Source organism: Acinetobacter sp. YQ_14, assembly GCF_043102985.1.
GTDB classification, from domain to species: Bacteria; Pseudomonadota; Gammaproteobacteria; order Pseudomonadales; family Moraxellaceae; genus Acinetobacter; species Acinetobacter venetianus.
Map to the genome: position 1 here is coordinate 1 of NZ_JBICJJ010000017.1, position 12990 is coordinate 12990.

The 12990-nt window shown below is 38.5% G+C and carries 12 protein-coding genes; all 12 read left to right on the forward strand.

The genetic code is table 11. The features are described from left to right. Positions 1-1185 (forward strand): YadA family autotransporter adhesin (locus ACF8D3_RS08800; protein WP_392471153.1); only part of this gene is annotated, 1185 nt, incomplete at its 5' end. 230 nt (positions 1186-1415) lie between these two features. After that, positions 1416-2423 carry a quinone-dependent dihydroorotate dehydrogenase gene (locus ACF8D3_RS08805; protein ID WP_392471160.1) on the forward strand — a complete coding sequence of 336 codons (1008 nt, stop codon included), beginning with the start codon at positions 1416-1418 and terminating at the stop codon, positions 2421-2423. A 1-nt stretch (position 2424) separates the two neighbouring features. Then, positions 2425-3018, forward strand: a complete 594-nt coding sequence (locus ACF8D3_RS08810) for a CvpA family protein (RefSeq protein WP_392471155.1) — start codon at positions 2425-2427, stop codon at positions 3016-3018. A 40-nt stretch (positions 3019-3058) separates the two neighbouring features. Then, positions 3059-4597, forward strand: a complete 1539-nt coding sequence (purF, locus tag ACF8D3_RS08815; RefSeq protein WP_004878808.1) for an amidophosphoribosyltransferase — start codon at positions 3059-3061, stop codon at positions 4595-4597. A 104-nt stretch (positions 4598-4701) separates the two neighbouring features. After that, positions 4702-6591 carry a M48 family metalloprotease gene (locus ACF8D3_RS08820; protein ID WP_171253989.1) on the forward strand — a complete coding sequence of 630 codons (1890 nt, stop codon included), beginning with the start codon at positions 4702-4704 and terminating at the stop codon, positions 6589-6591. Between the two features lie 128 nt (positions 6592-6719). Beyond that, the gene (locus ACF8D3_RS08825) at positions 6720-7520 is read left to right on the forward strand and encodes an undecaprenyl-diphosphate phosphatase (protein WP_004878810.1); all 801 of its coding nucleotides are present in this window, start codon (positions 6720-6722) and stop codon (positions 7518-7520) included. A gap of 112 nt (positions 7521-7632) precedes the next feature. Further along, positions 7633-8430, forward strand: a complete 798-nt coding sequence (locus tag ACF8D3_RS08830) for a PaaX family transcriptional regulator C-terminal domain-containing protein (protein ID WP_004878811.1) — start codon at positions 7633-7635, stop codon at positions 8428-8430. Positions 8431-8550: 120 nt separating this feature from the next. Then, on the forward strand, positions 8551-9534 hold the full coding sequence (locus ACF8D3_RS08835) for a fatty acid desaturase family protein (protein ID WP_392471156.1): 984 nt from the start codon (positions 8551-8553) through the stop codon (positions 9532-9534). A 52-nt stretch (positions 9535-9586) separates the two neighbouring features. Beyond that, complete coding sequence (locus tag ACF8D3_RS08840; protein ID WP_007480202.1) at positions 9587-10003, forward strand: PaaI family thioesterase; 417 nt, start codon at positions 9587-9589, stop codon at positions 10001-10003. A 122-nt stretch (positions 10004-10125) separates the two neighbouring features. Next, a complete protein-coding gene (locus tag ACF8D3_RS08845; RefSeq protein WP_392471158.1) occupies positions 10126-10902 on the forward strand; it encodes a tellurium resistance protein in 777 nt (258 codons plus the stop codon). A 12-nt stretch (positions 10903-10914) separates the two neighbouring features. Beyond that, positions 10915-12039 carry a toxic anion resistance protein gene (locus tag ACF8D3_RS08850; protein WP_312102692.1) on the forward strand — a complete coding sequence of 375 codons (1125 nt, stop codon included), beginning with the start codon at positions 10915-10917 and terminating at the stop codon, positions 12037-12039. Between the two features lie 20 nt (positions 12040-12059). Further along, positions 12060-12974: a hypothetical protein gene (locus tag ACF8D3_RS08855; RefSeq protein ID WP_392471159.1), complete on the forward strand. Its 915-nt coding sequence runs from the start codon at positions 12060-12062 to the stop codon at positions 12972-12974. The last annotated feature ends 16 nt before the right edge of the window (positions 12975-12990 follow it).

A 12990-nucleotide genomic window follows, 5' to 3' on the forward strand; every position in this document is an offset into this window, starting at 1 on the left:
GATAAAGGCGACAAAGGTGATATAGGCGACACTGGGGCGACAGGTGCAACAGGTGCGCAAGGTGATAAGGGCGATAAAGGCGACACTGGAGCGACAGGCGCTACGGGTGCTCAAGGTGACAAGGGAGATAAAGGTGACACTGGAGCGACAGGTAAGAGTGCTTATGAAATTGCGGTTGATAATGGCTATACGGGCACAGAACAACAATGGATAGAGGGACAGCAAGGTCAAGGTGGTTCGTCACCATTCTTAGATGCGAAAGCTAATGAATCTAGTACTGGTGCAAAAGCGACAGGTGCAGGTGCAACAGCATTGGGCGATGGTGCTATAGCTGATGGCAATAATAATACGGTTGTTGGTTCAGGAGCATCTGCAACAGGAGAATCGAATACTGTAGTGGGTAAAGGTAACAAAGTTGAAGGAAACCGCTCAGGGGCATTCGGCGATCCAAACGTAATTCAGGCAAACGACAGTTATGCAGTCGGCAATGACAATACCATCACAGGGGATAGAACTTTTGTTGTTGGTAATAATGTAAATACTTCAGCTAAAAATGCTGTTGTGTTGGGTAATGATTCTGCTTCAGATCGAGATAACACTGTATCAGTTGGCGCTTCAGGTCAAGAGCGTCAAATTATTCATGTGGCAGCGGGTGTTCAAGATACTGATGCAGTTAACCTCAAACAAATGAAAGATGCTGATGCAAAAGTTCTAAGTGATGCTAAAACGTATGCTGATGTTGGTGATCAGGCAACTTTAAGTAGCGCTAAAGGTTATACAGATAGCCGTGAAACCGTCATGCGACAAGAGTACAAAACTGCTGATGCTAAAGTATTATCAGATGCGAAAGCTTACACTGATACAAAAGTGACTGATCTAGAAAATAGTTTTAGGGATGTATCAAATCGTGTAGATCAAACCAATCAAACCGTTAGAAAGAATCGTGATATTGCTGCACAAGGTATTGCAGGTATTAGTGCAATGACAAATATTCCGATGCCTGCAGAAGCAGGAGCTTCAACTGTTGGTGTAGGTATGGGTTATTACGATAGTCAGTCAGCGATCGCAGTGGGAGCAAGTCATTACTTTGATAATGGTGTTGCAATTAAAGGTGCATTCTCAACTGGCTTTAATAATGGCAATACAACTGCTGTAGGTGCTGGTGTTTCCTATTCTTGGAAATAACACATCATATATGAATAACAAGTAGGTAAGTACTCGAAGGTACTTACCTACTTTTATTTGATAGAGATGTAAATAAAAAATAGAGTATTTGTATCGACTTATTTTCATAGTTGTATATTCAAGGAACATTAAAGCAACGACTCTACAAAATAAGCGCTTGTCAGGCATGGCGTTTTGTTAAGCCTATGCCTATAATATGCCTACTTGAAAATCAGTAGACTGTGATTGGTATGTTATATTCATTGGCTCGCCCTTTGTTGTTTACTTTAGCGCCAGAGCGTGCACATGAACTCACACTTTCTATGCTTGATAAAGCGCATAAGTTGGGTTTTATGCATCAAAAAGTTGCTGCAAAACCTGTAACTTGCATGGGTATCGAGTTTCCAAATCCTGTTGGTTTAGCTGCGGGTTTGGATAAAAATGGTGCGCATATCGATGCTTTAGCAGCATTAGGTTTCGGTTTTATCGAAATTGGTACAATCACTCCGCGTCCTCAAGCTGGCAATCCTCAGCCACGTTTATTCCGTATTCCTGAAGCAAAAGCCATTATTAACCGTATGGGTTTTAATAATGATGGTGTTGATAAACTGATTGAAAATGTTAAATCAGCAAAGTTTAAAGGGATTTTAGGAATTAATATCGGAAAAAATGCGGATACTCCTGTCGAAGAAGCTGTTTCTGATTATTTGATTTGTTTAGAAAAAGTATATAATTACGCTTCATATATTACAGTCAATATTTCCTCTCCAAACACTAAAAATCTGCGTAGCTTGCAAAGTGGTGATGCACTTACAGAGTTATTACAAACTTTGAAAGGTCGACAGCTAGAACTTGCTGAACAATATAATCATTATGTTCCTTTAGTGCTCAAAGTTGCACCTGATCTCACACCAGAAGATATCGCATTTATTGCAGCTCAACTCATTCAGTTCAAAATTGATGGTCTTATTGTGACGAATACGACGCTTGGTCGTGAGGGTGTTGAAAATCTTCCAAATGGTAATGAGGCAGGTGGATTGTCTGGTGCACCAGTATTTGAAAAGAGTACGGAGTGTTTACGTCAATTTTCTAAAGTGCTGAACGGACAGATTCCACTCATAGGTGTTGGTGGTATTTTAAATGGTGAGCAAGCTGTAGCAAAACAGCAAGCAGGAGCGAGCTTGGTTCAAGTTTATAGTGGCCTTATTTATACAGGTCCAACGCTTATTAAAGATTGTGTTAACGCGATGACAGTGTGAAATGAACACGCTTGATATCATTATTCTGATCATTTTGCTCATTGGAGGGCTAAACGGTTTGCGTCAAGGATTTATTAAAGCCTTTGCGAACTTGGTCGGATGGATATTTGCATTGATCATTGGGGCAAAGTATGCAGTTATATTGGCACCTGCAATGAGCAGCCTCAGCCAAGACCCTGTTGTGCAAAAAATTGCAGCTTTTGCTTTCATTGTATTGATCATTGTTGTGTGTACATGGATTGTTAGCGCGCTTTTAAATGGGCTCTTGAAAAGTTTAAAACTGGGCCCATTAAATCGTTTAGCAGGTGGTGCTTTTGGCTCTCTAAAAGGACTATTGATTGTTCTGATCGCCATGCAAGGTGTGGGACCTTGGGTGGATAGTTCTCCCCACTGGAAACAGTCAAAATTAATTCAGATTTTATTACCTTATGCTCCTTTGGCGACTGAAATTTCCAAAGATGCTGCAAATCAAGCTTTAGATCAAATGAGGTCTGAAGGTGCGCTATTGTATCGCCCTTCAACTGAAATGGACGAGTCAGAACGTGCTGCTACGGATCAGCGCGCTGACCATTCGACGAAAAATCCTTTTTATTAATTGGGGTCAAACCCCGTTCCTAGCTTGTCGCGAGGTTGCTATGTGTGGAGTTGTTGGGATAGCCGGTAAATCGCCAGTGAACCAAATGTTATTTGATGCCTTGACGATGTTACAACATCGTGGACAAGATGCAGCAGGTATTGTTACTTGCCATCAAGGGCGTTTGTTCCTCCGCAAAGACAACGGTATGGTGCGCGATGTATTCCATACTCGTCATATGCGTGCTTTGCTTGGTAACTACGGTATTGGACATGTACGTTATCCAACAGCGGGTTCTTCTAGCAGTGCAGAAGCGCAACCATTTTATGTAAACTCACCTTACGGTATCACGCTTGCACATAATGGTAACTTAACCAACGCAGCTGAAATTCATGATGATCTGTTTAAAACAGATTTACGTCATATGAATACTGATTCTGACTCAGAAGTATTACTTAACGTATTTGCGCATGAGCTACAGAAAATTGGTACTTTAAATCCAACACCTGAAGATATTTTCCATACGGTTTCTCGCGTTCATGAGCGCTGTAAAGGTGCTTATGGTGTCGTTGCCATGATTACAGGTCATGGTTTGGTTGGCTTCCGTGATCCAAATGGTATCCGTCCGTTAATCTACGGTTCAAGAGAAACTGATCAAGGTACAGAATATATTATTGCGTCTGAATCAGTTGCAATTACTGCACTTGGTTTCAAAATTGAACGTGATATTGCACCAGGCGAAGCTATCTTTATCGACAGCGAAGGTCGATTATTCTCTAAGCAATGTGCAGTAAATCCTGAATACCGTCCATGTATTTTTGAATACGTTTATTTTGCTCGTCCAGATGCAACAATTGATGGTATTTCAGTTTATAAAGCTCGTTTGAAAATGGGTGAAAAGCTTGCGCATAAAATCCTAAAAGAATGGGGTGAGGAGCATGACATTGATGTTGTGATTCCAATTCCTGATACAAGCCGTACATCAGCTTTAGAGTTGGCAAATATTTTAGGCGTGAAGTTCCGAGAAGGTTTCATGAAAAACCGTTACATCGGTCGTACCTTTATTATGCCAGGTCAGCAACAACGTAAGAAATCAGTTCGTCAAAAACTGAACCCAGTAGAGCTTGAATTTAAAGACAAAAATGTTCTTTTAGTCGATGACTCAATTGTACGTGGTACAACGTGTAATGAAATCATTCAGATGGCACGTGACTCTGGTGCGAAAAAAGTATTCTTTGCCTCAGCAGCACCTATGGTGAAATATCCAAACGTGTATGGTATTGATATGCCAGCAAAATCTGAGCTTATTGCTTCTGATCGTACAGTTGAAGAAATTCGTGAAATTATCGGTGCAGATCGTTTAATTTTCCAAGAAATCGAAGATCTGAAAAATGCAGTGCGTACAAGCAAAGTTCCTGATTTAAGAGAGTTTGATTGTTCTGTCTTTGATGGTGTTTATGTTGCTGGTGGCATTGATAACGACTATTTAATTAACCTTGAGTTAAAACGTAGCGATACGGCTAAGAAAAAAACTGATGGCTATATTGATGTAAATATTGATGCGGCTTCAGTAGATTTAACAGGTATTAAAGAAGAGTAATCGTTTTTAATATCCAGAAAAGCGGGAATTTCCCGCTTTTTTATTTTATGATACAGAAGGCGCTAAAGCCTCGGATAGAAACAATGTAATAAGGAAAATTTACATTGAAAGAAATGAGCCATTATTTAATTGAAAATAAGAATATTGCGTGGTCAGTTAGTTTCTGTATTCTCGCAATGTTATTAACCGTCTTTATTCTCAATTTAATTTTGGGTTTAGTGGTGCATTTCTTTGATTACACCCAGCCGATTTGGTGGCACGTTCTTAGTCCGTATTTCATCTTTCTGCTTTTCTTTGTTTTAGTCTGGTCAGTTTGTGCTGAACTTTATGTTCTGCGTGAAGGTGGACATTCACTTGCGAAGCAATTAAAAGCACGTCGTCTCGTTTTTGATGAAAGTACCCCTGAAGAAAGCACTGCACTTAAAGTAGTAGAGCAAGTCGCGCGTAGTTTCGCAATTGATACACCAGCAGTGTATGTACTGCCCGATGAAGTCGGTGTTAATGCCTTAACCGCAGGTTTTAAATCTCAGGATATCGTGATTATTCTAACTTGGGGTGCTTTGCAGAATTTAGATGAACTTGAGCTGTATGGCTTACTTAGTTATGAGTTTAATCAAATTTTATCTGGTGAAGCTGTTGAAAACACCAAGCTTAAAATTTTATACAGTGGACTAACAACGTTCAGTCAATGGGGAAGTAAATTAGCTCAGGCAGGCTATAACCCTTATGCAACTTCCTATCGAAATAAGTTTGAAACGATTTTTGTGGCAATCGGTGGAGTGATTTGGCTGATTGGTAGTTTGGGTATTTTAATTACTCGTTTAATCAAATATTTGACTTTGAGTGGTCGAACTTTCCGTAATGATTTGAAAACCATGCGGTTGATGAATAACAATGCGAATATCCAAACGTTATTAAGAATTTATGTGCATCATACTGGTTCGCAGATTCATAGTGCTTATTCTGAATCAATCTCTCATATGTGCTTTGCCAATTCATTGAGTCCGCAAAGCTGGATGAATATTCATCCAAGTATTAAAGATCGTATCTACGAACTGAATCCAACACTGTTGCAAGACTTACAGTTAGAGAATTTGCGTAAACTTCGAAATCGTCCTTTATTCAGTTTGTTTCGATCATTAGAAGAAGAAATTACCGATATTACAACTCCTTGGAGTTCACCGCAGCCACTACCTTTATTGCGTTTGTCTCCAATTAGTTTTGCGTTGAATGATGCAATTAAGCCTTTGAATCCTGAGATGCGTAAAAATAAAAAGCGTCCAGAGTTAATCCAACGTGCTATGCAGACCGCAACGGGTTCTAGAGAAGTGATGGTGGCAATCTTGATGATTCGTCAATATCGAGAATTTATTCCTCAAGATGCACCTGTGAGCCATGCGATTGTAGATGCTTTGTTGAATCTTGATGGCCGTATTCATGTGCAAATTTTCCATGATGCCTGTAAAAATATTGGTCATATGCCAACCAGTATTGCCCGTCAATTTTTAACTAAACTTGCTTGTATCATTCAGGAAGATGGCGAAGTTGGTTTACTTGATGCTTTACTTCTTGAGCGTGTTAAACATGAGTTAAATTTGATGCCTGCACATTTGCCAACAGCTTTTGAAGATGTCAAATCGCAGATTGTGCATTTGGTTGATGCGTTATTGCATGTTCAACAAATTAATAGTCCGAATCAGTTAGAAGTGCGTGAACGTATTTTAAGAAAGATTTTAACCGCAGTTGAAATGCAAACTTTTGCTGATATTTCAGATGAGCCTTTAGATTTAGCTGAAATCCTAAATGATGTCTCAGGCCTGTTATTACGTGATCGTCTAAATATCTTGGCGATTGCTGAACGTTGCTTGTGGAGTGATCGGATTATCACTCAGGACGAGCTAGATGTTTTGGAATTGCTGTATTGGCGTTTAGGATTTGATACCAAAGATGTTGTTGAACAAATGCAAAAGAAAAACAGCTTGATGATTATCTAGAATCTACGGATAAATTTTTGCTTATTGTGCTGTCAAAATTATTACGTGACAGTCACATAAAATATTCTTATTTGCATGTAAGCTTGCCATTTATTTTTATTTTTGTATTTACGCTTTTTGAGTAAGTTATGGAACATATTGAAATTTTAAAAGCCTTATTTTTAGGTTTTATCGAGGGTCTTACCGAATTCTTACCCATTTCAAGTACAGGGCATTTGATCTTATTTGGTCATATGATTGACTTCCATTCTGATGATGGTCGTGTATTTGAGGTTGTTATTCAGCTGGGTGCAATTTTGGCGGTATGTTGGTTATACCGCCAAAAGATTGTGGACTTGATTAAAGGTTTCTTTAGTGGAGATACTGAGGCAAGACACTTTACCTTTAGTGTTTTATTGGCTTTTATCCCTGCTGTCGTGATTGGTATTTTCGCTGTTGATTTCATCAAAAGTGTATTGTTTAGCCCACTTGTTGTGGCTATTGCTTTAATTGTCGGTGGTTTAATTATTTTCTGGGTTGAGTCGATTAAGTTTGATCATAAAACCACTGAAGCAACAAAAATTACCTATAAGCAAGCATTTTTAGTGGGTTGTGCACAGTGTGTTGCAATGATTCCTGGAACATCTCGCTCAGGCGCAACGATTGTTGGTGGAATGTTCTCTGGCCTGTCTCGTAAAGCAGCAACCGAGTTTTCTTTCTTCTTGGCAATGCCAACCATGTTAGGTGCAGCTGTATTTGATTTAGCGCGTAATGCGGATGTCCTGACTCAAGAAAACATGCTGAATATCGGTGTTGGTTTTGTGGCGGCATTTATTGCAGCGCTACTTGTGGTGAGTGCATTAGTGAAGTTTGTTGAACGTCATACTTTGCGTGTGTTTGCTTGGTATCGTATTGTACTTGGTATCATTTTATTGTTCATTTTCCTATAAATAATTAAAAAAGAAGCCTCTTTTAGAAAGATGACTAAAAGAGGCAAATTCTAAGTTAAACTGTTTCACCTTAATTTCGCTCTTTTTATTTTTAAACTGGTTCAATAGCAACATGACAATAGCAAAAATGAATGCCCGTGATTTGATCATTGATTTACTTCTAGGGTTACAAGGTCGTGAGATCTCGATTAAACAAATTATTATTGCAGGGAAACTTTTTGAGATTAGTGAAAACAGCATACGCGTCGCAGTAACTCGATTGTCTGGTGACGGCGTCATTGAGGCGATCGAACGAGGGGTTTATCAATTTACTCTGCAATCACATGAGTGGGCAGATGTGATGCTCAACCGTAAGAACGGAATTAAACAAACCAAAAAATGGAATCAGCAATATTTAGCTGTGTTTACAGGTGAGTTAGGTCGTGTCGATCGTACCGCTTTAAATCGTCGAGAACGAGCGTTGAAACATTTTGGTTTTAAAGAATTAGAACAAGGGATTTATATTCGTCCAGATAATTTGGCAATTTCATTTGATCATCTTTTTACTGAATTAAAAGCTTCAGGCTTAGAGAGTAGTGCCAAGATTTGTCAGATTTCTCATTTTGATCAAGACACAGTAGAAAAGATCTATCAGTTATGGCCAATAGAGCATCTCAATCAGCACTATAAAAAATATAGCCAAATGATTCAGGAGTGGTTGCTGACGGTAAGTCAATTAAGCTTGGAAGCAGCAGCTAGAGAATCGTTATTACTCGGTCGCCAAACGATTTCACTATTAATGAATGATCCGTTATTGCCCAAAGATTTTGTTGATGTGCAACTAAGAGATCAATTTGCGACAAGCGTTCAACAGCTAGATCGAACAGGTTTGGAATTGTGGCAGAAGTTTTATGAACTCAGTTTAGAGTAAAGATTGATTACAAATATTACTAAAAATTAAATTTTAATAGATTGACAGAAATATTACTTAATTTAAAATAAAATTAAGATTTATGTATTTATAAAATTAGAACAATTGTAGGTAAGGGATATGAATACGCGTATAGCAATCAGTGATTTATTCACGAGAGATGAAATAACGGAATTAACAACTAAATCAGATTTGCATGGTTGTTGGGCTGTTTTTTCTACTTGGGCGGTTATTGGTGGTACTTTTGCTGCTGTAGCTGGGTTCTGGGAATATTTACCGAATTGGGGAAAATTATTACTCTGTGTTGCTGCGCTAATTATTCTGGCAGGTCGTCAGTTAGCTTTGGCGATCATCATGCACGATGCTTCTCATCAAAGTTTATTCAAAACGAAATGGTTAAATGACACTTTAACGGACTGGTTATGTGCTCGTCCGATTTGGAATGATTTGCATAAGTATCGTGCCCATCATCTGCGTCATCACAGTAAGACTTCTACAGTGGATGATCCTGATTTATCACTTGTGACGGGGTTTCCGACCACGAAGAAATCATTAATGCGCAAATTTATGCGTGATTTATCGGGCGTGACTGGATTTAAGTTTGCAGTTGGTCGAGTGTTGATGGATGTTGAGAAAATGGAGTGGACGGTGTCGAATGACCGTCGCTGGATTTCTCAAGAAGGTCGTCGTTGGTTTGATTATCCCAAAACATTCTTAAAAAATAGTGGTGGTGCGATTGTAGCCAATGCAGCTTTATTTTCAGTTTTATGGGCTTCAGGGCATCCTAAACTCTATGCTCTTTGGGTGCTGGCTTATTTGACACCATTTCCATTGTTTTTGCGAGTTCGTTCGATGGCTGAACATGCTGGTATGGAGACCAGTCATAGTGCATTGACCAACACCCGAACCACAAAGGCAGGCTATATTGCTCGGGCTTTAGTTGCACCAATTCATGTGAATTTCCATAAAGAACATCATTTGATGGCAACTGTTCCATATTTTAAATTGCCACAGATGCATCAAATGTTGCGTGATAAAGGCCATGTCGAAGAAGCGCCGACATATTGGCAAGTTTTAAATGAGCTTTCTAATCAAGCAGAATAAAATTTGAAACGGACCTCTTAAAAAACATCACATTGAAAAATTTGGAAAGCAGATGAAGATTGGAAAGAATGAACTAATTGAGTTTTTGGCTCAAGAGTTTCCACAAGCACTCAAGAAAACCAGCATTGAAGAAATCACCGATAAAGGCGCTCAGTTATTGTATCAAATCGATGCTGATGACTTGCGTCCAGGGCAAACGGTTTCTGGCCCAACACTGATGTTAGTGGCTGATTTCGCGCTCTATGTGGCAATCATGGGTCATATTGGTTTGGTGACGATGGCCGTTACAACCAACATGACCATTAACTTCTTTCGAAAACCGAATGGGAATCAAAATATTCGGGCAGTGTGTAAACTGATTAAAGTAGGTAAAACATTAGTTACAGGTGAGGTTTGGCTCTATTCTTTAGATGATGATGAGCCTGTCGCTCATGTGATTGGAACCTATGCGATTCCACAAAAATCATAAAATCTTTAAAAATAACAATCAGCAATCGTGCAAAACATAACAACAATTCAGTATGCGAAATAGTAAGAACATGCTAAAACTAGAATGTTCAAATTTATTTGTTCTTACTATTTCCTACTTCTATGACCATACCGCTTGATTTAATTCCTTTATCACAGCTTGACATAAATCAAGAACATATCTTGGCGATTAAGTGTAATGATTTAGTCCCGTTGCTGAATGATCCGCATCGTTTAAATGATTATGCTGATCATTTGGTGCAAGCTCAAAGCCTACTCTTAAATGGTGTTGATCCTAAATTGAATCAGCAATTGAGCGAAGTTATTCATCAAATTATTCAACAACTGTCTCGTTCGAATAAGTATTTGGGTCAACGAAAATTTAATGTATTACAAAAATGGCTAGGGATCGACATCGAGTACGATGCTGGTCAGATCAAATACCTAAAGGATTTTGATCGTTTAATTGATGAGGCAGATTATCTCAGTCAAAAATTACAGATAGAGATTCAAAAATCTCAATCACGATTACAGCAGGTTGTCGGTTTAAGAGAGCAAATGGCAGAGTATATTCGTGCTGCTGAAGAGTTCTTGCAAGAGTATCCTCAGTTCAGTAAGCAACAAACTTTAGATCATTTTGTAGAGCGACTGTCTAAAAAAATAAATACCTTACAAACCTTACAAACCAGTAATGATATTGCGTTAAAACAAATGCAGTTATCACAACATTTATCGTTTAGCTTATTAGATCGTTTTAAAGAGGCACAGCAGGTTTTGATTCCAGCATGGCGCTATCATTTGGAACAAAGTCGAGAGAGCAATTCGACAAAGACACTTGAGCAGTTGGATAAAAGCAGAGAACATCTCATTCAAAATCTTAAGAAATCATTACAGAAATAAGAGGGGAATATTATGTCTAATTCAGAACTGAGCAATTCATCAAATGAACTGGTTGTTAATCAAGAGCAACGCTTTGAACAACTTAACTTGAAAGAATTGGGCTTACAGGTTCAAGACTTTGCAGAAGTAATGGATGCACATCAAGAGCTTGCTGACATTAGTACGACAGTTGTTGCTGAATATGGTAAAAATATTGCCAATAAAACATCTACATATACAGATGAGTTGCTTAATCTTGTTCAGAATAAAGACCTAGATGCAACTGGGCAAAAGTTAAATGAAGTTGTGCAAGTTGCACAGCAGTTGAATACGACAAGCATTTTAAATAAATCAAAGAGTTCAGGATTCTTTGGCGGATTGCTAAGTAAGTTTAAAGGTGCAAAGCAAAGTTTTGATCAACACTTTAATACGACAAAAGAACAGATAGATGTTCTTGTGAAAGAAATCGAAAGTTCTCAGTCTGGTTTGAAAGCACGGGTTGGAACTTTGGACAAAATGTTTGATGCCGTTCAAGATGAATATAAACAACTTGGCGTTTATATTGCTGCTGGACAATTGAAGCAACAAGACATTCAACAACAGATTTCAACACTTACAACTCAAGAGCAAGATCAACAGACAACACAGCAGATTTATGATTTAAATCATTTGGCAAATAATTTGGAAAAGCGAGTCAGTGATTTGCAGGTTTTACAACAATCCGCTATGCAAACTTTGCCGATGATTCGGATCATTCAATCCAACAATTTAATGTTGGTTGATAAGTTCTATGCGATCAAAAACATTACGCTTCCTGCATGGAAAAACCAGATTAGCTTAGCGATTTCATTGCAGGAACAAAAAAATAGTGTGCAGTTAGCCAAAGCAATTGATGACACGACCAATGATTTATTGCGTCGAAATGCTGAATTATTGCATCAAAACTCGGTCGATACCGCAAAAGCGAATCAGCGCTCGGTGATTGATGTCGAAACCCTTGAACATGTGCAAAATACCCTCATTAAAACTGTAAATGATGTGATTCAGATTCAGAAAGAAGGAATGCAAAAACGTGCTGAAGCAACGACTCGTTTACGTGCATTACAAGAGAGTTTGAATCAACTGGTTCTAGAAAATAGCCAATCTTCTCAATTATGATTTAAGCAGAGGAAAGATCATTGTCATCGATAGACGAGTTCAGTGTACAGCCAATTGATCAGCGTTTAGTGGTTTTAAAAAAACGCCAACGTCATCTGATGATTTGGTTTATTTTAAGCAGCGCCTTGGTGTTAATGACGATCACTGCATTGTTTTTCCAAAAAGAATTTGTCTATCGTTTTTTTGATCTTTCTATGCATGTTCAAACTTTGGACTTGCCTTACCATGTTCAAGATCTAATTCCATTTAAACAGCCAGTAGATTATTTTTTTAATTTACTGTCTTGGTTTGGCTGGTTATTTATAAAAATATTCGTTGCATTCATTGGTGCATTTTTATTACTACGTTGGGCAAAAAAATTAAACTTTTTTCGACAACGTTTTCAAGCTTGGACACTGCGAGTCATTGCTTGGATCATTGCTTTCACACTGTTATGGTCAGGTATGAGTTATATTCAGTATGACTGGCAAGATGAAACTGAAAAAGCTTATCAGCAGTGGATGAGCTATAAAAATAATATTATCGAAAGCCAAATCGCACAGGATTTGAATCAGTCGAATGCTTCTGCAACTGAGAAAGCTTATGTGTTGGCGCAAGTCGCTTTATTGCATGATCCGATAGACCGAAAAACTGCCAATATTTATGTAAATCAGCTAATTAATGCAGAGCGAAATAATCCTGCGCAGTTCCAAAAGTACGATTTCAAGCCTGAGCAATTATGGGTTATGCAACAACAGCTCTACGGCAAAAGTATTACATTAATGACACAGCCATTGGATTTACGTGCCCAACAGGCTGAGCGTATCGCTCAAATCGTAAATGTGGTGTTGTGGGGATTGCTGCTCGTCACAATAGCGATAAGTATGGTTTTATATTTTTTAGCATCTCATTTGAAAAGTCGACGTAATCGAATTGCACATCAACTTGATGCTTAGCCTTGTATTCGGTTTA

Bases quoted from the DNA above. Each gene is read 5' to 3' on its own strand.
- ACF8D3_RS08805 (WP_392471160.1), top strand. From the start codon at position 1,416: ATGTTATATTCATTGGCTCGCCCTTTGTTGTTTACTTTAGCGCCAGAG.
- ACF8D3_RS08810 (WP_392471155.1), top strand. From the start codon at position 2,425: ATGAACACGCTTGATATCATTATTCTGATCATTTTGCTCATTGGAGGG.
- purF (WP_004878808.1), top strand. From the start codon at position 3,059: ATGTGTGGAGTTGTTGGGATAGCCGGTAAATCGCCAGTGAACCAAATG.
- ACF8D3_RS08825 (WP_004878810.1), top strand. From the start codon at position 6,720: ATGGAACATATTGAAATTTTAAAAGCCTTATTTTTAGGTTTTATCGAG.
- ACF8D3_RS08830 (WP_004878811.1), top strand. From the start codon at position 7,633: ATGACAATAGCAAAAATGAATGCCCGTGATTTGATCATTGATTTACTT.
- ACF8D3_RS08835 (WP_392471156.1), top strand. From the start codon at position 8,551: ATGAATACGCGTATAGCAATCAGTGATTTATTCACGAGAGATGAAATA.
- ACF8D3_RS08840 (WP_007480202.1), top strand. From the start codon at position 9,587: ATGAAGATTGGAAAGAATGAACTAATTGAGTTTTTGGCTCAAGAGTTT.
- ACF8D3_RS08845 (WP_392471158.1), top strand. From the start codon at position 10,126: ATGACCATACCGCTTGATTTAATTCCTTTATCACAGCTTGACATAAAT.
- ACF8D3_RS08850 (WP_312102692.1), top strand. From the start codon at position 10,915: ATGTCTAATTCAGAACTGAGCAATTCATCAAATGAACTGGTTGTTAAT.